The organism is Roseiarcus fermentans (assembly GCF_003315135.1).
Taxonomy (GTDB): Bacteria; Pseudomonadota; Alphaproteobacteria; order Rhizobiales; family Beijerinckiaceae; genus Roseiarcus; species Roseiarcus fermentans.
In genome coordinates this window covers 81,042-101,117 of sequence record NZ_QNRK01000003.1, presented here as the reverse complement: position 1 = coordinate 101,117, position 20,076 = coordinate 81,042, and the positions used below count along the sequence as shown (strand labels likewise).

15 protein-coding genes and 1 pseudogene are annotated in these 20,076 nt (G+C 68.5%); 8 read left to right on the top strand and 8 right to left on the bottom strand.

The window, feature by feature from the left end; genetic code table 11:
• Positions 1-11: 11 nt before the first annotated feature.
• The 5 genes from DFR50_RS03600 to DFR50_RS03580 all read right to left on the bottom strand — a co-directional run bounded on the left by DFR50_RS03600 (position 12) and on the right by DFR50_RS03580 (position 4,091).
• The gene (locus DFR50_RS03600; protein WP_113887964.1) at positions 12-914 is read right to left on the bottom strand and encodes a polyphosphate kinase 2 family protein; all 903 of its coding nucleotides are present in this window, start codon (positions 912-914) and stop codon (positions 12-14) included.
• Positions 915-1,135: 221 nt separating this feature from the next.
• Positions 1,136-1,447, bottom strand: a complete 312-nt coding sequence (locus DFR50_RS03595) for a CopG family antitoxin (protein ID WP_113887835.1) — start codon at positions 1,445-1,447, stop codon at positions 1,136-1,138.
• Positions 1,448-1,460: 13 nt separating this feature from the next.
• Positions 1,461-1,796 carry a DUF2442 domain-containing protein gene (locus DFR50_RS03590; protein ID WP_210208797.1) on the bottom strand — a complete coding sequence of 112 codons (336 nt, stop codon included), beginning with the start codon at positions 1,794-1,796 and terminating at the stop codon, positions 1,461-1,463.
• Entirely contained in the window at positions 1,751-2,011 is a 261-nt protein-coding gene (locus DFR50_RS03585) for a DUF4160 domain-containing protein (protein ID WP_113887833.1), read from the bottom strand. The genes DFR50_RS03590 and DFR50_RS03585 overlap by 46 nt, the downstream gene beginning before the upstream one ends.
• 10 nt (positions 2,012-2,021) lie before the next feature.
• Positions 2,022-4,091 carry an ATP-dependent helicase gene (locus tag DFR50_RS03580; protein ID WP_113887832.1) on the bottom strand — a complete coding sequence of 690 codons (2,070 nt, stop codon included), beginning with the start codon at positions 4,089-4,091 and terminating at the stop codon, positions 2,022-2,024.
• Positions 4,092-4,385: 294 nt separating this feature from the next.
• Here DFR50_RS03580 and DFR50_RS03575 point away from each other — a divergent pair, with 294 nt between their 5' ends.
• The 5 genes from DFR50_RS03575 (at position 4,386) to hspQ (ending at position 9,050) form a co-directional block, all read left to right on the top strand.
• On the top strand, positions 4,386-5,180 hold the full coding sequence (locus DFR50_RS03575) for an Npun_F0296 family exosortase-dependent surface protein (protein ID WP_113887831.1): 795 nt from the start codon (positions 4,386-4,388) through the stop codon (positions 5,178-5,180).
• Positions 5,181-5,692: 512 nt separating this feature from the next.
• Positions 5,693-5,893, top strand: coding sequence for a hypothetical protein (locus DFR50_RS03570; protein ID WP_147262647.1), 201 nt, complete (start codon positions 5,693-5,695; stop codon positions 5,891-5,893).
• A 699-nt stretch (positions 5,894-6,592) separates the two neighbouring features.
• Positions 6,593-7,489 (top strand): glycosyltransferase family protein, encoded by an 897-nt coding sequence (locus tag DFR50_RS03565; protein WP_170153039.1) that lies wholly within the window; start codon positions 6,593-6,595, stop codon positions 7,487-7,489.
• Positions 7,490-7,604: 115 nt separating this feature from the next.
• On the top strand, positions 7,605-8,645 hold the full coding sequence (locus tag DFR50_RS03560) for an HpcH/HpaI aldolase/citrate lyase family protein (protein WP_113887828.1): 1,041 nt from the start codon (positions 7,605-7,607) through the stop codon (positions 8,643-8,645).
• Between the two features lie 72 nt (positions 8,646-8,717).
• Positions 8,718-9,050: a heat shock protein HspQ gene (hspQ, locus tag DFR50_RS03555; protein ID WP_113887827.1), complete on the top strand. Its 333-nt coding sequence runs from the start codon at positions 8,718-8,720 to the stop codon at positions 9,048-9,050.
• A 27-nt stretch (positions 9,051-9,077) separates the two neighbouring features.
• Here the strand turns inward: hspQ and DFR50_RS03550 are convergent, their stop codons facing one another.
• On the bottom strand, positions 9,078-10,715 hold the full coding sequence (locus DFR50_RS03550) for a right-handed parallel beta-helix repeat-containing protein (protein WP_113887826.1): 1,638 nt from the start codon (positions 10,713-10,715) through the stop codon (positions 9,078-9,080).
• 136 nt (positions 10,716-10,851) lie between these two features.
• Positions 10,852-11,604 (bottom strand): invasion associated locus B family protein, encoded by a 753-nt coding sequence (locus DFR50_RS03545; RefSeq protein ID WP_113887963.1) that lies wholly within the window; start codon positions 11,602-11,604, stop codon positions 10,852-10,854.
• Positions 11,605-11,854: 250 nt separating this feature from the next.
• Between DFR50_RS03545 and DFR50_RS03540 the strand changes: the two genes are divergently transcribed.
• Both DFR50_RS03540 and ftsZ read left to right on the top strand, forming a co-directional pair.
• Complete coding sequence (locus tag DFR50_RS03540; protein WP_342634525.1) at positions 11,855-13,726, top strand: extracellular solute-binding protein; 1,872 nt, start codon at positions 11,855-11,857, stop codon at positions 13,724-13,726.
• 235 nt (positions 13,727-13,961) lie between these two features.
• Positions 13,962-15,131 (top strand): annotated as a pseudogene (gene ftsZ, locus DFR50_RS03535) (cell division protein FtsZ); the annotation flags it as partial.
• Between the two features lie 105 nt (positions 15,132-15,236).
• On the opposite strand, the gene DFR50_RS03530 reads toward ftsZ, so the two are convergent.
• Positions 15,237-16,091, bottom strand: a complete 855-nt coding sequence (locus tag DFR50_RS03530; protein WP_113887823.1) for a DMT family transporter — start codon at positions 16,089-16,091, stop codon at positions 15,237-15,239.
• A gap of 197 nt (positions 16,092-16,288) precedes the next feature.
• Between DFR50_RS03530 and metH the strand changes: the two genes are divergently transcribed.
• On the top strand, positions 16,289-20,023 hold the full coding sequence (gene metH / locus DFR50_RS03525; RefSeq protein ID WP_113887962.1) for a methionine synthase: 3,735 nt from the start codon (positions 16,289-16,291) through the stop codon (positions 20,021-20,023).
• Positions 20,024-20,076 lie beyond the last annotated feature (53 nt).

Here is a 20,076-nt window from a genome sequence, read left to right as displayed (position 1 = left end):
TTTTCGCCCCGTCAGCGCTCCGCCAAAAGTTCGGCGCGCGCGGCGGCGAGGTCCTTCTTCGCCGCCGCCGAGACCTTCGGATAGGCGAGGTCGAGCTTGTCGACCGCCTCGACGATCGCCGCCGCGACCACGAGACGGGTGAACCACTTGTTGTCCGCGGGCACGACATACCAGGGCGCTTGCTTGGAGGCGGTCGCCCGGATCGCCTCCTCGTAGGCGTGCATGTAGTCGTCCCAATATCTGCGCTCGCGCACGTCGGCGGCGGAAAACTTCCAGTTCTTCTCCGGCTTGTCGAGTCGCTCCATGAAGCGTTTCTTCTGCTCCTTGCGCGACAGATTGAGATAGAATTTGAGGACCACGACGCCCTGGCGGGTCAAGTAGTCCTCGAACCGCGCGATGTCCGCGAGCCGTTCGTCCCAGACGCCCTTGCCGACGAGGCGCGGCGGCATCTTCTGCGCCTTCAAGAGCGCCTCATGCACCCGCACCACGAGGACCTCCTCGTAGTACGAGCGGTTGAAAATGCCGATGCGGCCGCGCTGCGGAACCTTGACCGAATAGCGCCACAGGAAATCGTGCGACAGCTCCTCGTCGGACGGCTGCTTGAACGAGGAGACGTCGCAGCCCTGCGGGTTGACTCCCGACATCACGTGCCGGATCGTGCCGTCCTTGCCGGCGGCGTCCATCGCCTGAAACACCAGCAGCACCGACCAGGAATCCTGCGCGTAGAGAATCTCCTGCTCGAGCGCCAACCATTCCGAGCCGCGGCTCAGAAGCTCCTTCGCCTCCTGCTTGTCCAGGTCGAGCCCGAGCGTGTCGCCGGGATCGAAGTCCTTCAGGCGGAAGTCCTTTCCCTTGGTGACGCGGAACGGCTCGCTGTATTTGCGCACATTTTTCAGGACGTCTTTTCGCAGCACGGCGCCCGCCTCCCGATCTGTCATGGAATCGTCACGTGACGCCCGGTCGCGCGCCCTGTCAATGGGGCGGCGCGAAGAGGGCGAAGAGGCTGCGAAGGGGGCGGATCGCGTCGCGTCGAGGGTTCGGCCGGGCCGCCGGCGGGGCCATGATTTCCGGGCGTCTTCGCGTTGCGTGCGGGCGACCGAGCTTTTCGACAGGCTGGCTGATTTGCAGCGGCGTTCTATCGCGTGCGGGTGCTCGCCTCGACAACTTTCTCGCTTGCCGCAGAAGTTCGCAGTCCGCGCTCGATGTATTCGCGAATGAGTCTTTGCGTCGGGATCTTCTCCGCAGCCGCCCGGGCGCGGACGGCTTCCAGCAGGCTGCTCGGCAGCCGCAGATGGATCGAGGCGTCCTTCATGAACCGCTCGTAGCGGGCGAACCATTCGTCACGTGGCAGCGCGCCTGCGCTGAGGTCATAGTCGTCGAGGTCGGCGGTGTCGAGAAAGGTCTCGACATCTTCGTCGCTCTGGAATTCTGGAACGGGCTTCGTCATCGGAGCCAGCGTTTCAGGACAGGATGCAGATGCGTTCGGCGCTCGCCTTGATCGCCGCGTAGATCGCGTCCGGAGCGATATCCAGTTCGCCCGGCCACGTCACGGCGCCGAAGCGGAGCGAAACCTGACCGAACGCTGCGATGTCCGCAAGCGGGGCGAAGACCCCCGCGCCCGCCGAGGCCACCAGGGCCGACATGTCGACGAGGCCGTCCAGTCCGTCGACGAAACGGACCCGAAGACGGTAACCAGGCAGCGCTTCCACAGCCGCGACGCGCCATGGCGCCCGCGGCGTGATCTCCGGCGTCACGGCAAGGGCGCGATCTTCTTCGGCGATCGGTTGCGCGCGCACAGCTCCCAATTCTCCATAAGCTCGGCGCGATGGTCCTGCGCCCATTCGAGCATGAGCGCCATCGCGCGGCGTGGCAAGCCGCCTTCGATGATCCCGAGGGTCCGGATGTCGACGATCGCCTCGTGTTCCGCATAGAGGGCATGGAAGTGAGGCGGCGCGTGATCCTGCCAGAACATCTGGATCAGGATGCCGTAAAACGCGCTGATCGTCGGCATTTTGGCGCCCTCACCGCCACATCGACCGCATCCGCGCCGCGAGGTCGACGCGCGGCCCGTCGGCGGCGAGGCGAGGAGGGGACGGCGCCGCCTCCGGCCAGGTCCGGCGAAGAAAGTGCTTCAGCAGCGGCGGCGGGATGAAGCGGGTGCGGCCGGCGAACACGCTGCGGTCGCCCATCTTCGGCTGGCCATGGACGTAGAAGCGTTGCGGCACGATCAGCGTGAGATCGTCCCGGGCGCGCGTCATGGCGACGTAGAGCAGCCGCCGCTCCTCCTCGATTTCTTCGCTGGAGCCGGTCGCGAGGTCGGACGGGATGCAGCCGTCGACGCAGTTCAGCACGAACACGCTGCGCCATTCCTGCCCCTTGGCCGAATGGATGGTCGAAAGAATGAGATAGTCCTCGTCGCGCAGCGGCGGGCCTGCCTCGTCGCTGGTCGCGTCCGGCGGGTCGAGCGTCAGCTCGCTCAGGAAACGGTCGCGCGAGGCGAACGAGCCGGCGATGCGCTCGAGCGCCTCGAGGTCGCCGATCCGCGCCGCGCAATCGTCGTAGCGCGTTTCGAGAACGGGCGCGAGCCAGGCGACGGCGTCGGCGAGTTCGCCGGGCCAGGGGGCGGCGCGGGCGGCGAGCCGCCGCAGCAGGCGCGCGAAGGCGTCGAAGCCGGCGCGGGCGCGGGCCGGCAGCTCCAGCGCCGACATGGCGGCGAAGCCGTCGTCCTCGGCCGCGGCGGCGACGATCGCCCCGGCGATCTTCGGCCCGACGCCGGGCAGAAGCTGGGCGACGCGAAATCCCGCCACCCGGTCGCGCGGGTTTTCGGCGAAGCGCATCAGCGCGAGCGCGTCCTTGACGTGCGCGGCGTCGAGGAACTTCAGCCCGCCGAATTTTACGAACGGGATGTTGCGCCGGGTGAGTTCCAGCTCGAGCGGCGCGCTGTGGTGCGAGGCGCGGAACAGCACCGCCTGCGATTTCAGCGCCGCCCCCGCCTCGCGGTTCTGCAGGACCGCGGTCGCGACGAACCGCGCCTGGTCGGCTTCGTCCGGGACGACGACCAGCGCCGGCGCCGCGCCCTCCCTCCGGTCGCTCCAGAGGTCCTTGGCGAACCGCTCCGGCGCGAGCGCGATCACCGCGTTGGCGGCGGCGAGGATCGGCTCGGTCGAGCGATAGTTGCGGTCGAGCGTCACGACCCGCGCCGGCGGCTCGAACGCCCCGGGGAAATCGAGGATGTTGCGCACGGTCGCGGCGCGGAAGGAATAGATCGACTGCGCGTCGTCGCCGACGACGGTCAGCCCGCGCCCTCGCGGGCGAAGCGCGAGCACGATCTCGGCCTGCAGCGCGTTGGTGTCCTGATATTCGTCGACCAGCAGGTGGTCGAAGCGGCCGGCGATCTCGGCGGCGATGTCCGGCTCGGCCAGCATCTGCGCGAACCAGAGCAGCAGGTCGTCGTAATCGAGCACGTTCTGGCGCTGCTTGGCCTCGACATAGGCTGCGAACAGGGCGCGCAGGGCTTCCTCGTGCGCGGCGACCCAGGGAAACCACCGTCCGATCGTCTTGCCGAGATCGGCCTGCGCGTTGACCACGCGCGAATAGACGGCGAGGCAGGTCGCCTTGGTCGGAAACCGCTCCTTGGTCTCGGTCAGGCCCGCCTCGTGGCGGGCCCAGTTCATCAGGTCGGCGGAATCCTCGCGGTCGTGGATGGTGAACTGGGGGTCGAGGCCGACGCGCGGCGCGTATTCGCGCAGCAGCCGGGCGCCGATTGCGTGGAAGGTGCCGGAATAGTCGGGGGCGGCGGCGGCGGCGGCCTCGGCGGGCAGGCGGCGGGCGAGCAGCCGCTCGACCCGGCGGACCAGTTCCGCCGCCGCGCGACGGGAAAAGGTCGCCAGCATGATCCGCTTCGGGTCGGCGCCGCCGAGGATCAGCGCCGCGACCCGATGGGCGAGCATCGCCGTCTTGCCGGACCCCGCGCCCGCGATCACCAGGAGCGGCGAAAACCCCTCGGCCGCGCCGAGGCCGTGCTCGACCGCGAGCCGCTGCTCGGGGTTGAGCTCGACCGGCTGGGCGGCGCGAATCAGTGCGAGCGACATGAGGCGACGCAACCACGTTTCGGCCCCGGCTCCAAGCGCGAGCGGTCCCGGATTCTGTCATGTGGCGCGGGGGCGGCGCAGGCGCGCCCCGAGCCCTGGATAAAAGCCGTGACGACGGGTCGGCTTCGCGGGCAGGGCCGCCCTGTTTGCGCGCTCGAAGCGAATCGCGTCGCGGAATGCGAAGCGAAAGGTTTGCGATTCCAATCTTTGTCGGTCGCATGCGACGGAATCCGGGACCCGGAGGACCGGCACGCGCCTTGCGTTCACCTGTTCACAGTCAAGGGGTCTCGCAACATGAAGCTGGTGTTCAACGTTGGGCTTATGGCGGGTCTCCTCGCCGCATCCCTGACCGTGGCGGGCGCCGCGCGCGCCGACAGCTTCGAGCTGAACTACGAGGCGCCGGGCGTCGAGACCTCGACCGCGACCTTCAGCGCGGTGGGCGTCGAGACCTTCGACACGCTCAAGACCGGCATGAATGCGTCCTTCACCGCCGCTTTCGGCGCCACCGGCATCACCGGAACCTACTCCGGTCCGAACGGCGTCCAGATCAACAGCGCCGACCAGTACGGCGGGGCGGGCGGGACCGGCAAGTACGCGGTCGCCTTCAACAGCGACCCCTACACGCTGACCCTGAACCAGAACGTCAATTATTTCGGCTACTGGCTGTCGGCGCTCGACGCCGGCAACGTCGTCACGTTCTACGCCAACGGCGTCCAGGTCGGTCAGGTGAGCCCCGGCCAGGTTACCGCCGTGACGCAGCTCAACAAGGCCTACTACGGCAACCCGAACGCGAACTTCAAAGGCCAGGACTCGGGCGAATCCTTCGCCTTCATCAATTTCTACGACACCACCGGATCGTTCAACCAGATCCAGTTCTCCGAGGCGCCGACCTTCGGCGGCGGCTACGAATCCGACAACCAGACCGTCGGCGTCTTCACCAAGGAAAGCGCCGCCTCGGCGGTCGTCGAAGCGCCGCTGCCGTTGCTCGGGTCGAGCCCGATCGCGGTTCTGGTGCTCGCGGGCGCCTTTCTCGCGGCGCAGCGGCGGAGCGCGAACCCGACGATGAAATGGGCCTCGGTCGCGGCCTGAGCCGTTCGGTGGCGGGACCGACGGGTCCGGCCGCGAACGGGGAGCTTGTCCAAAGCCGCGGTCGGCAGGCGCCGCGCATCGGCGCCCCGATCTGTCGTTGGGACACTCCAATTCGTTTCCGCTCCCGGCGCACCGGGCGGCGGCGCGGGTCCACTGCTGTTTCGCGCGGCGTCTTCCGGGCGCGTCTCCGGCGACGGTTGCGAGCTGCGGCCGGCGACCGCCCCCGAGGCGAAAAGCAACTCGAACGCCCGCGCCCATGCGTTCTTTCTTTCCGGGTTCCGTTCTTCTAGTATGACCGCGGCCGCGGTCTCGAGGCCGGGGCAGAGATGCAGGAACCGCTCGCCCCTTCGACTGCCTTCTCTGCATCCCGAAACGATCGCGGCTGGGCGTCCTGTTCGCCGCCGCAGCGACCGCATCCAACCGCCCGAGACGACAAGCCACGAGGACCGTCCGAGACCTGGAGTTGTTTGATGGGACGCGTAACGCATTCCCTCGATGAACTTCGCCAAGACATGACGGAGACGCAGAGTGTCATCGATATCCTCGAACGAGCGAGCCGGGAACTGACGACGATCATCAGTTATGACGAGGCCATGCGGACGAATCCTTCGCGCGGCGAGCAACTGACGGCGATCGTCGAGCAACTGGCGCTCGCCCGCCACAAGAGGCTGTCGCTCGCCCGGCGGATCGAACGCCTCGCGTCGCGAGCGTAGCTTGGCGCCCACTTCGCCGCGCCGCGTCGCCGATCCCGTCCGAGCGCTCGACTGCCCGGTGGGACAGAGCGACGGCGCTCGCGACGTCGGCGCAACGGCGCCGCAATCGGGAAACGCGCGGGCGAAGGCATGCCGCCTGCCGGCCAGCGCTCGCGCTGATTCCATTGTCGTCGACGCGGGCCGATCGCCGCGAGGTCGGCTCCGTTCCCACCTCGCCGCCGGCATCGCCCCCGTTCTCCTTCTCGACGCCTTCGGCTCGGCCGGTTCGCGCACGCGCAAAGGGAGGGCGATCGCTCCGGAAGTCGACCGCCTATTTACGCCCAGTCTAACCAATCTGCGTATTGCTGAAAGGCGATAGCGCCAATAGCGTCCATTCGGGACCCGAGCCGCTGTCGCGTTCGATATTTTCAGGACATTGAACTTCATTTTAAACGTCCATATTTCTGTCTAAACCCAGCAATCGTTTACAACGAGTACATATGGATCATAATTTTCCAGTACGATTGATTTTTGGTGACCTAATCTGATAAAGACTCCCCATGCAGACGACAATATAGTTGACGCTGTCCAATCGTGGGAGTCGGGACAATGGAACTTGGTTTGTTGTCTAACTCGCTGTTGAATCCCGCGGTACATTGGACGACCCTGGCGCCTCCTTTGTTTTCCGCTATGAGAGAACACTTCAACGCTCGAATCATCATGCCTCCTCCGATGTCCGTCCGCCGGCTGCGGGACTGGAGGGCGGTGCGCGCGGAGGTGACGAAGTGCGACGTCCTGTTCTGGATGCAGTATGCGCACCGGCCGGAGCCTGCCGTTCACCTCGCCGCGGCGCTCAAACCGTCCGCGCGGCGCGCCGCGTTCGCCTTCGACGCCTGGAAGATGCAGATTGACAAGATCGGTTATTCCGCCGTCCTGCATGGCCTCGACCCGTGCTTTGTCGCCTATCGGGAGGCGGTCGAAGAGTTGCGGGAGCGGTTTCCGCGCGGTCGTTTCGAATGGCTGCCGTTCGGCATCGACACGCATTCGTTCCGTCCCCGCGCCGAGGGCAAGTCGATCTTCGCCTTCTGGATGGGACGGCGGGACGAGCCGCTGCATCAGGCGCTGCTGCGCTACTGCGAGAAGCGCGGTCTCGCCTACGTCTATTCCGACAGGGGCTCCTACAGCGCCGACGAACTCGGACGCATCGCGTCGAGCGCCGAGTATTTCCTGGTCACGCCGCCCCACCCGGAGCGCTCCGGGGGGTATAGCCCGCTGGTCATGCGCTATATGGAAGGCCTCGCCGCCGGGACCCGGCTGCTCGGCGTGCTGCCGAAGAGCGGCGAGTACGAGCGTCTGCTGCCGCTGAACGCCATCTGCCAGGTGGCGCCGGACGGCTCGGATCTCGACGCCCGTCTCGAAGCGGACGAACGCGATCCGGATCGGCGGCGAGCCGTCGAGGCCGCCTGCGCCTACGTGCGCGAACATCACTCCTGGAAGCGGCGGGCGGAGCAGATCCATCAGCGGCTCGCCTTCGACACCGCCTTCGAGTTTCCGACCATTGAACGCCAGGGATTCAACGGCGAGCTGCGTCGCGAGGCCCCGATGGGCGCCGCCTGAGCCCGCGCCTCGCGTCGGGGACGGCGCGGCTCCTCATTCGGTTGTCCAATTGAAGCCGGGCGCCGATCTCGCGTATGGCTGACGCGGCGTTTGTTCGACCGTGGGGCCAATCACGATGAGGTCTGTTCGCAAAGTCTTCGAGCCGCTGGCGATCGGCGCCCCACGCCCGTTCCGGGAGCTGCCCTCGAAGCTCGAGCGGATGATTCATTTCGTTCCGCCGCATATCGAGAAGGTGCGGGCGAAGGCCGGCGAACTCGCGGGCCAGGTCGACGTGGTGCTCGGCAATCTCGAAGACGCCATCCCGATCGAATCCAAGATCGCCGCGCGCGACGGCTTCATCGCCATGGCGAAGGCGACCGACTTCGGCTCGACCGGTCTCTGGGCCCGCGTCAACGCGCTCAATTCGCCGTGGTTTCTCGACGACATGACGCGGATCGTCGGCGAGGTCGGCGACAAGCTCGACGTCGTGATGATCCCCAAGGTCGAGGGCGACTGGGACATCCATTTCGTCGACCAGTATCTGGCGCTGCTCGAGGCGCGGCACGGCGTGAAAAAGCCGATCCTCGTCCATGCGATCCTCGAGACCCCGCAGGGCGTCAACAACGTCGAGGCGATCGCCGCCGCTTCGCCGCGCATGCATGGGATGAGCCTGGGGCCGGCCGATCTCGCAGCCTCCCGCGCCATGAAGACCACTCGGGTCGGCGGCGGCCATCCGGATTACAAGGTGCTGGCGGACGCGGTCGCGGGCGCGCCGCGCGCCTCGTTCCAGCAGGACCCCTGGCACTACACCATCGCGCGCATGGTCGACGCCTGCGCCGCGCACGGAATCAAGGCCTTCTACGGACCGTTCGGCGATTTCTCCGATCCGGACGCCTGCGAGGCGCAGTTCCGCAACGCCTTCCTGCTCGGCTGCGCCGGCGCCTGGACGCTCCATCCGAACCAGATCGCCATCGCCAAGCGGGTGTTCTCGCCCGACGCCGGCGAGGTCGCCTTCGCGCGCAAGATCCTCGACGCGATGCCCGACGGCTCGGGCGCCGTGATGATCGACGGAAAGATGCAGGACGACGCGACCTGGAAGCAGGCGCGCGTGATTGTCGAGCTCGCCAGGCAGGTGGCCGCCAAAGACCCGGAATACGCCGCGCTGTACCAGCTTTGACGCGGCCGCGCCTCCGGACATCGCCCCAATCTCGAATTGACGGGCCTCGTCACCCGGTCTAAGGCGGTTGCCATGACGCTGCGGATCGCGAAATTCGGCATCGGCCAGGTGGTCAAGCACCGGGTCTACCCATTTCGGGGTGTGATTTTCGACGTCGACCCGGTGTTCGCCAACACCGAGGAGTGGTGGCGCGCGATCCCGGCGGAGATCCGTCCGACCAAGGATCAGCCGTTTTACCATCTTTACGCCGAAAACGCCGACAGCCAGTACATCGCCTATGTGTCGGAGCAGAACCTTCTGCCCGACGACTCGGGCGAGCCGGTTCGCCACCCCCGGATCAGCGAGACCTTCGAACGGACGGCTGAAGGGGGCTACCGGTTCCGCGCGGGCGCCTTGGCGAGCTGAACCCCGATCCTGGCCTATGCCGACCGGTCAGTAGGCTCCGATATTCGGCGGCGGCCGCCGCTCCGCGCCCTCGAAATCGACGCTCGGCGCCCGATCCGGGTTGCCGCCGCCGCGGGCGCGGGTTCCGGGCTTGAGACGGACGTCGAACGCATAGGCTTTCGGGTCGAAGTGAACGAACGTCGCTGCCGGGCCCTCGCCGGCGATGATGTTCACGGCCACGGCGGCGCCGTCGCCGTACACGCCGGGCGCTCGATTCCATATCCGCTTGCCGTCGACGCGCGAGACGATCGTGCATCCCCGCTCGTCGCTCGGGCACAAGTTGTGGTCCATGACGACGCCGGGCAGCGTGGTGTCGATATCGAAAACGTTTGCGACGTTGTTGCGTACGACGGTGTCGTTGGAGGGCGAACCCTCATGGGTGGCGCGCCCGAGAAAGATCCACGGCCGGCACATCACCCGCCCGCCTGGGTCTTTGGTTCCGAAGAGGGAGTCGTCGTCGAGAAGCGTGTTGTTGACGATCAAGCCGCCGTGCACGCTGGCGTAGCTGATGCCGTGGCACGCGCTGGTAATGACGATGTTGTTGCTGACCGTGAGATTGTGCCAATCGACGTTGAAGGCGTCGATGCCCTGGATTTCCCCCGGGAACTTCAGGTTGGGATCCGTTTGCCGGATCGCCAGATTCCGGTCGATCACGATATTGTGAAAGTGATTGGTCTTCGTTCCCGGCGCGAGGACGCCGATCTGTCCCTGCATGAAATCCTGGTGGTTCCCGTCGCCGAGCGTCAATGAATTCGTCAACGTATTCCTGGAAATAATCAGATCGTTCGCCGCGTAGTCGAGAAAATCGTCGCCCAGATAGTTCAGGCGGTTGTTCGTGAACAGGGTCTTGTCGCCGGCCAGGATGACGCCGAAGCGCACGTTGTGAATGGTCGTATTGGAGATCGACGTGCAGGACGACCCGCCCTCCGGACTGCCGGTGACCGACAACCCGGCCCAGCGCGCCCTGGCGAGCCAGTCGGCCTGCGTCCAGTCCTCGACACTGTCGGCGGACGAGATGTCGAGGCCGTCGAGAATGACATCCGCCGAAGGCAGCGCGGCGCCCTGGCCGCCGACGCGCACCAGCGGCTCGTAGCCTTTCGCCGGCGACTGGACCTTGACGCCCTTGAAGCGCCACTTGTTGGCGGCGCCGACGGACAGGGAGCGGAAGACCGGAGTCTCGCCCGGCGCCGCCTCCACGGTCACGAAGTCCGGGTTCTCGATCGCCCGACCGGAGACGTTCACCGAGATGTCGCCGTAGTCGCCGCTCATCAGCATCAGGGCGTCGCCCGGCTTGACGGGCGCGTCCGGATTGGGCGCCCACGTCCAGCCGTCCGGAGCGGCGTGCCAGTAGGGCGCCGTCGAAAGGAGCGGACTCTCCCCCGGCGCCGCGCTCACCACCGCCTGCAGCGAGTTCCATGGATGTGCGGCCGATCCGTCGCCGTCGGGACGGCCGTGGACCGGGTCGATGCGCCAGACGTGTCGCGGAGTCGCGGGCGGCTCGGCGCAACCGGGGTAGACCGGGGCGGCCCTCGAGGCCTCGCCGGCGCCGGCGGGACCCTCGGAAAGACCCAGGCAGAGCGCGCAGAGCGCCGGACACAGAACGAGGAGGCGGTGAAAGAACGACATAGAGACCCCCGTGGGCGCCCCGGAACCGTCCCGCATGCGCCGGGACGGACCGGGCGGGACCTCGCGCCCCGCCAGACCGTCCCCTGGCGTTTCGATCGCGCCAATCGCCCGCCGCGGGAGCGAAGGCGCGCCGTCGCTACTGCTTCGGCGCAGCCGGAGCGGCCGGCGCCGCCGGCGCGGCCGCGCCGCCCTGCTGCTGCTGCTGCTCCAGAGCCTTGCGCTGCTCCTCGGCCTTCTTCTGCAGCTGCTGCTGCAGCGCCTGCCGCTGCTCTTCCAGAAGCTTGGGGTCCGTCGGCTTGCCGTCGAAGGTCGGCCCGAAATCCTTCAGCGGGATGTTGAAGGTCAACTCGTGGCCGGAGGGGTCGCCGCCGGGAACGCGCAGCACGATGGCGAGGTTCTGGCCCTTCTTGAGGCTGGCGAGCGTGCTCGGGCCGACCTCGAGTTCGGCCGTGCACGCATTCTGGAAGCACATGTCGTACTTGCCCTCGAGCGGCTCGGACTTGTCGATCATGACGCGGAAACCCGGCTTCAAGAGCATCCCGATCGGCAGCATCATGAAGCGGAGCTTCTTCTTGTCCTCGCCCTGGAGTTCAAAGACCTGCATGCTGACCATCGGCGGCTGATCCGCCGAGGTGGCGAAGTCGCGCATCGTCTGGCAGGCGTCGCGTCCCGTGGTCTGCTCCTTGCCGCACAGCTTCACCCACTGCGGCTCGGGCGAGACGAGATCGACCTTGGACGGGATCTGCGGCTGCTGCCCGGCCTGCGGCGCCGGCGCGCCGGGGGCGGGCGCGCCGGGCTTCGCCGGCGCGTTCTGGGCCAGCGCCGCCCCGCCGAGCGCCAGGGTCATTGCGAGCGCCGCGGCGCTCGAGCGCATGATCGGGAAAATCATCAATCGTCCTTTCAAGCCGTACCCAAGTGATCTCTTGACCCGAGCGGTCATGAACCCAAGCGATCTGTCGCGCGCCCGCGCCGTCCCGCATCGCGGGAGCGCCCGCAAGGGCCTTCGGTCAGCCGTCCGGCGACACTATGACCCTGCGGCGCCGCCAGAGGCGGCTCCGCGGCGCGCGCTCTCTTTCCATATCCGGCGTGACAATCCAATAACAATTTCGCCCCCGGAATCCGTCGCGCGCGACCGCCTCGTGCGCAAAGCCGCATTCGTCGACCGAACCGCCAACGGCGCCGATCCCGGTGCTAAACTCCCCGCGATGGTTCGCCTCGCGATTCGATGTCTGCTGATTGCGGCGTTCGCGCTCGCCGGCCTGGCGCTCGCCGGCCTGGCGCGCGCCGGGCCGGCCGCCGCGATCGCCATGCACGGCGACCCGGCGCTGCCGCCGGGCTTCCCGTATTTCCCTTACGTCAATCCGGAGGCGCCCAAGGGCGGCCGGCTCAACCTCGCCTATCTCGGCGCGTTCGACAGCCTCAATCCCTACAACGTCAAGGCGCTGTCGACGGCGCAAGGGCTCGTCGGCAACGTCTACCAGTCGCTGATGATGCGCTCCGCCGACGAACCCTTCACCCTCTACGGTCTGATCGCCGAGAGCGTCGAGACCGACCCGGCGCGCGAGCACATCACGTTCCGGCTCAACCCCGCGGCGCGATTCTCCGACGGCTCGCCGATCACGTCGGCCGACGTGGCGTTCAGCTTCAATCTGCTCAGGGCGAAGGGACGGCCGCAGCAGCGCGCCGCCTACAGTCTCGTCAGACGCGTCGACGCGCCCGACCCGCTCACGGTGCGTTTCGACCTGACCGGCGCCGACGACCGGGAGCTGCCGCTGACGCTCGCGATCATGCCGGTGCTGTCGCGCGCCCACACCGACGCCGAGCATTTCGAGGACCAGACGCTGACGATTCCGGTCGCCTCCGGCCCCTACCGTGTCGCCGAGGTGGTTCCCGGCCAGCGGCTGACGCTCAGGCGCAACGCCGACTACTGGGCGCGCGACCTGCCGGTCGCGAAGGGCCTGTACAATTTCGACGAGATCCGGATCGACTATTTTCGCGACGCCGGCGCAATGTTCGAAGCCTTCAAGGCCGGGCTCGTCGACGTCCGGGTCGAGGACGATCCCGGGCGCTGGCGCTCCGAATACGGATTCCCCGCCGCGCGGGACGGCCGGATCGTCAGGGCGGTGGTTCCCGACGGCCTGCCGAAGGGCGTCTCGGGCTTCGCCTTCAACACCCGCCGCGCGATGTTCGCCGATCCCGCGGTGCGCGAGGCGCTCGCCTCGATGTTCGATTTCGAATGGCTGAACGCCAACCTCTACGCCGGCGCCTACCGGCGCTCGCAGGGCTTCTTCGACGACAGCGCGCTGTCGTCGGTCGGGCGGCCCGCCTCGCAGCGCGAACGGGACCTGCTCGCGCCGTTTCCGGGCGCGGTGCGAACCGACGTGATGGAGGGGACGTGGCGCGCGCCCGTGTCGGACGGCTCGGGCCGTGATCGCACGATCGCCCGGGAGGCCATCGAGAGGCTCGAAGGCGCCGGCTACCGGATGACGGACGGGCGGCTCGTCGCGCCGGGCGGGGCGCCGCTCGCGTTCGAGATCATGGTGACGACGCGCGGGGAGCAGCGGCTCGCCCTCGCCTACGCCCACAATCTGGCGCGCATCGGCGTCGTGGCCGACGTGCGGCTGGTCGACGAGGTGCAGTTCCAGCGCCGCCGCGCCCGCTTCGACTTCGACATGACGCCGGGGACCTGGACCGCTTCGCCCTCGCCCGGCAACGAGCAGCGCGGACGGTGGAGTTCGTCCGCCGCCGACGCGGAAGGCGCCTACAACTTCGCCGGCGCCGCCTCGCCGGCGATCGACGCGATGATCGCGGCGGTCCTCTCGGCCGGCAGCGGCGACGATTTCGTCGCGGCCGTCCGGGCGCTCGACCGGCTGCTGATTTCCGGCTTCTACATCGTCCCGTTCTTCTATGCGCCGGAACAGTGGATCGCCTATTCGGCCAAACTCGGCAGGCCGGAGAAGACGCCGCTGTTCGGCGTCGACCTCGCCGCGTGGTGGCGCAAGGCGCCGTGAGAGGCGCGCGCGCCTTCCGCCCGGAGCGGACGGTCGCAGGCGCGCATCGACGCGGCGATCGTAACCAATCGTTAACCATGAGCGCCGACACTCGGTCGACAGGGCGGCCGCCCGGCCCCGGCGGCGGCGCGCGGGGGCTTCGACCGGGCCTGCGACGGCTTCGCCGCCCGGCGCCCCTCCCGCAAGGGAGGGGAAACGGCGCCCGGACGCCCGGCCAGACAAAAGGAGGCGAGCGATGCCCATTCACTCCCAGGCGCCCCGACTGAGGGAACTGAAGCCGCGCATCACGGTGTGCGGCGTCGGCGGCGCCGGCGGCAACGCGGTCAACAACATGATCGTCTCGGGCCTCGCCGGCGTCGACTTCATGGCGGCGAACACGGACGCGCAGGCCCTCGCCTCGTCGCGCGCCGGCGTGCGGATCCAGATGGGTCTGCACCTGACGGAAGGCCTCGGCGCCGGATCGAAGCCCGACATCGGCAAGGCCGCAGCCGAGGAGGCCCTCGACGAAATCCGCGACCGGCTCGCCGGCTCCCACATGCTCTTCCTCACCGCCGGCATGGGCGGGGGCACCGGAACGGGCGCCGCCCCCGTCATCGCCAGAGCCGCCCGGGAGATGGGCATCCTCACGGTCGGCGTCGTCACCACGCCGTTCCAGTTCGAGAGCGGCCGCCGGATGCGGGCCGCCACGGCCGGGCTCGCCGAGATGAAGACCGCCGTCGACACGCTGATCGTGATCCCCAACCAGAATCTGTTCCGGATTGCGAGCGCGCGGACCACCTTCGTCGACGCCTTCGCCATGGCCGACGACGTGATGGGCTCGGGCGTGGCCTGCATCGCCGATCTGATCGTCAAGGAGGGCCTGGTCAATCTCGACTTCGCCGACGTCTGCTCGGTCATGAGCGAAGCGGGGACCGCGATGATCGGCACCGGGGAAGCGACCGGAGCGGGCCGCGCGCTGCGCGCCGCAGAAGCTGCGATCGCCAATCCCCTCCTCGACGACGCCTCGCTGCGCGGCGCCCGCGGCCTGCTCGTGTCGATCACCGGCGGCGAGGACCTCACGCTCTACGAACTCGACGAAGCCGCGAGCCGGATCCGCCGGGAGGTCGACGACGAAGCCAACATCATCCTGGGGGCGACCTTCGACGCCCGACTCTGCGGCGCTGTCCGGGTGTCGATCGTCGCCACGGGCGTCGACCGGGCGGCGGAGGCGGACGCGGCCGCTCCGGCCGCCGCGATGGCGGCGCCCGAGCCGCAAGCCGCCGCCGCCGACGTCATCCCGTTCCCGGAGCCGGGCGAATGGCGTCGGGGTCATCCGGAGGAGCTTGCGAGAACCCTTCCGGCGGCGCGCCAGCCATCGCTGCTCGAGCGACTCGGCTCCTCCATGTCGGAGCGCTGGCGCCCGGCGTCGGGCTGGCGCTGACGGCGCGGAGCGAGACGTCGGCGGGCGAACCCGCTTCGGGATTCGCTCGCCGAGCCTCATCGCGCGCGCCCGCAGGGCGCGGGTTGCGGTTCATGCGAGCCTGAGCGCGACCACGCCGCCGACGATCAGCAAGGCCGCGCCGGCGCGCGTCCCCTTGAACGGCTCGCCGAGCAGCGCCACGCCGATGATCGCCGCGAACGCCACCGAACATTCGCGCAACGCCGCGACCGCGCCGATCGGCGCCTGCGTCATCGCCCAGACCACGATCGCGTAGCCGCCGAAAGCGGCGAGTCCGGCGAAGGCGCTGGCTGCGGGATCGCGGAAAAGCTCGGGGACCGCGGCCCTGCCGCGCATCGCCATCACGACCGGCAGATACAGCGCCGCGGTCAGCGCGTCCGACCACGCGTTGTAAGCGAAGGCATGGGCCGCGTCTGGCCCCGCGAGCCGCGCGCCCTCGCCGTCGAGGACCGAATAGACGGCGATGATCAGCGAATTGGCGAGGGCGACGACCAGCGTCGCGCGGTCGATGCGCCGCTCCGCCAGGCCCGAGAGCCCCATCGCCGCCACGCCGCCGACCAGCGCCAGCACCCCCACGAGCGCGACCGGGTCCGGGACTTCGTGCAGCGCGACCGCCGCCAGCGCCGTCGCGACCAGCGGCGCGAGACCGCGCATCATCGGATAGGCGACCGACAGATCGGCGTTGCGATAGAGCAGGCCGACGAGCAGGAAGTAGACCACGTGGATCAGCGCCGACGCGATCACGAACGGCAGCGACGCGGCGGAGGGCGCCGGCGTCGCCAGCGCCACGAGCGTCGCGACGACGCCGGTCCACAGCGCCACCCGCGCCGAACCCATGACCTTGTCGGCGGCGTTCTTGACCACCGCGTTCCAGAGCGCGTGCAGCAGGGCCGCGCCCAGAACCGCCGCCCAGACGAAAGTCGTCACGCGCCCACCGTCCCGATTGTCGCACAATCGTCATAGTGGGGTTCGGGCGGCGAAGCCAGAGTGCGACGGCGCCGGCGAAGCGGGCGCCGGCGTGCCGGACCCCGTTGTCCGGTCCGGACCGCCTCGATCCGTCGAGGGAGCTTGTCACCATATAAAGACATGTTTATATGATTATGCAGATTTCGGAAGGCCCGCTCATGACCTCGTCCCTCGACCCCCTGTTCGACACGGCGTTCCCCCACCGTGCGGACGCCGCCGACGCGCTGCGCGCGGCGGCGGAGAAGCGGATCCTCATCCTCGACGGCGCGATGGGGACGCAGATCCAGACCTTCGGCTTCACCGAGAGCCATTTTCGCGGCGAACGCTTCGCCGCCTGCGAGTGTCATCTCCAGGGCAACAACGACCTGCTGACCCTGACCCAGCCGCAGGCGATCGAGGACATCCATTTCGCCTACGCCATGGCCGGCGCCGACATTCTCGAGACCAACACCTTTTCCTCGACCACGATCGCTCAGGCCGACTACGGCATGGAGGCGGTCGTCTACGACCTCAACCGCGACGGCGCGCGGCTTGCGCGCCGCGCCGCGATCAAGGCGGAAAAGGCCGACGGCAGGCGGCGCTTCGTCGCCGGGGCGCTCGGCCCGACCAACCGCACCGCCTCGCTGTCGCCCGACGTCAACAACCCGGGCTATCGCGCCGTCACGTTCGACGATCTGCGCACGGCCTATGCCGAACAGATCGGCGGCCTGATCGACGGCGGCGCCGACATCATCCTGATCGAGACGATCTTCGACACGCTCAACGCCAAGGCGGCGATCTTCGCCTGCGAGGAAGTCTTCGAGCGACGCGGCCTCCGCCTGCCCGTGATGATCTCGGGCACGATCACCGACCGTTCCGGGCGCACCCTGTCGGGCCAGACGCCGACCGCGTTCTGGCGCTCGGTGCGGCACGCGAAGCCCTTCACCATCGGCCTCAACTGCGCCCTCGGCGCGAGCGCCATGCGCGAGCACCTGGCCGAGATTTCCGCGGCGGCGGACGCCTTCGTCTGCGCCTACCCCAACGCCGGCCTGCCCAACGCCTTCGGCCAGTACGACGAGAGCCCCGAGGCGATGGCCGCGCAGATCGCCGGCTTCGCCCGCGACGGTCTCGTCAACATCGTCGGCGGCTGCTGCGGCTCGACGCCCGACCACATTCGCGCCATCGCCGAGGCGGTCCGCGACCTTCCGCCCCGGCCGATTCCGGCGATCGCGCCGCTGATGCGCCTGTCGGGCCTCGAGCCGTTCACGCTCACCCCCGACATCCCCTTCGTCAACATCGGCGAACGGACGAACGTCACCGGCTCGGCGAAATTCCGCAAGCTGATCACCGCCGGCGACTTTTCCGGCGCGCTCGCGGTCGCCCGCGACCAGGTCGCCAACGGCGCCCAGATCATCGACATCAACATGGACGAGGGCCTGATCGATTCCGAGGCGGCGATGATCGAGTTCCTCAACCTCGTCGCCTCCGAGCCGGACATCGCACGTGTGCCGGTGATGGTCGATTCGTCGAAATTCTCGATCATCGAAGCGGGCCTGAAGCGCCTTCAGGGCAAGAGCCTCGTCAACTCGATCTCGCTCAAGGAGGGCGAGGAGGCCTTTCTCAGGCAGGCGAGGCTCGTGCGCCGCTACGGGGCCGCGGTCGTCGTCATGGCCTTCGACGAGCAGGGTCAGGCCGACACGTTCGAGCGCAAGGTCTCGATCTGCGGCCGCGCCTACAAGCTGCTGACCGAAGCAGCCGGCTTTCCGCCGGAGGACATCGTGTTCGACCCGAACGTCTTTGCGGTCGCCACCGGCATCGAGGAGCACAACAACTACGGCGTCGACTTCATCGAGGCGGCGCGCGCGATCCGCGCGACCTTGCCGCACGCCCACATTTCCGGCGGCGTGTCCAACCTGTCGTTCTCGTTCCGCGGCAACGAGCCGGTGCGCGAGGCGATGCACGCCGTGTTCCTCTACCACGCCATTCGCGCCGGCATGGACATGGGCATCGTCAACGCCGGCCAGCTCGCGGTCTACGACGAGATCGATCCGGAGCTGCGCGAGGCCTGCGAGGACGTCGTTCTCAATCGCCGCGCCGACGGAACCGAACGCCTGCTGACGATCGCCGAGCGCTACCGCGGCGCGGCCGGCAAGGAAGCCAGGGCCCAGGACCTCTCGTGGCGCGAGGAGCCGGTCGACAAGCGCATCGCGCACGCGCTGGTCAACGGCATCACCGACTTCATCGAGGCCGACACGGAGGAGGCGCGGCTCCAGGCCAGGCGCCCGCTCGACGTGATCGAGGGTCCGCTGATGGCCGGCATGAACATCGTCGGCGACCTGTTCGGCGCCGGAAAGATGTTTTTGCCGCAGGTGGTGAAGTCGGCGCGGGTGATGAAGCAGGCGGTCGCGATCCTCTTGCCCTACATGGAGCAGGACAAGTCCGGCGAAGGCCGTCAGACCGCCGGCACGATCGTGCTCGCCACCGTCAAGGGCGACGTCCACGACATCGGCAAGAACATCGTCGGTGTGGTGCTCGCCTGCAACAACTACGAGATCATCGACCTCGGGGTGATGACGCCCGCCTCGAAGATCCTCGCCGTGGCGCGCGAGCGCAAGGCGGACGCGATCGGCCTCTCCGGCCTGATCACGCCCTCGCTCGACGAGATGGTGCACGTCGCGGCCGAGATGGAGCGCGAAGGCTTCGACATCCCCCTGCTGATCGGCGGGGCGACCACCAGCCGCGTCCACACCGCGGTCAAAATCCACCCGCGCTACGCGCGCTCGCAGGCGGTGCACGTCAACGACGCGAGCCGGGCGGTCGGCGTGGTGTCGGCGCTGCTTTCGCCCGAGACCCGCGACCAGACGATCGCGGCGGTCCGCGCCGATTACCGCAAGGTGGCGGAGGCGCACGAGCGCAGCGAATCCGAGAAGAGCCGCGTTCCGCTCGCCCGCGCGCGCGCCAACGCTTTCGCCGGGTCGGGCGGCCATCAGCCGATCCGGCCGAGCTTCTTCGGAACCCGGGCGTTCGATTCCTACGATCTCGCCGAACTCTCCCGCTACATCGACTGGACGCCGTTCTTCCAGGCCTGGGAGCTGAAAGGACGCTATCCGGCGATCCTCGACGATCCCAGGCAGGGCGCGGCGGCGCGGGCGCTGTTCGACGACGGCCAGGCGATGTTGAAGCGGATCGTCGACGGGCGGTGGCTGAAGCCGAAGGCCGTGGTCGGCTTCTGGCCGGCGGCGCGCGAGGGCGACGACATCGCGCTCTACGCCGACGAAGCGCGGGCGAAGCGGATCGCGACCTTCTACACCCTGCGCCAACAGCTGACGAAGCGCGACGGCAAGCCCAACATGGCGCTCGCCGATTTCGTCGGTCCGCGCGACTATGTCGGCGGGTTCGTCGTCACCGCCGGACTCGAGGACGAGGCGGTCGCGCGCTTCGAGCGCGCCGGCGACGACTATTCCGCGATCCTGGTCAAGGCGCTGGCCGACCGCCTCGCCGAGGCGTTCGCCGAGGCGATGCACGCCCGGGTGCGGCGCGAACTCTGGGGCTATGCGCCCGACGAGGCGTTTGCGCCCGAGGACCTCGGCGGCGAGCCCTATCGCGGCATCCGCCCCGCCCCCGGCTATCCGGCGCAGCCGGACCACACCGAGAAGGCGACGCTGTTCAGGCTGCTCGACGCCGAGCGCGCGATCGGGGTCAGGCTCACCGAGAGCTTCGCGATGTGGCCGGCCTCCTCGGTCTCGGGCCTCTACATCGCCCACCCCGAGGCGCATTATTTCGGGGTGGCCAAGGTCGAGCGCGACCAGGTCGAGGACTACGCCCACCGCAAGGGCATGGACGTGGCCGAGGTCGAGCGCTGGCTGGCGCCGGTGCTGAACTATGTCCCCGTCCGGGCGGCGGCGGCGGAGTAGGCTCCGCCCGCAAAGCCGGTCTTCGCGGGAGCCGCGCAAAACTCGGCGCGCTG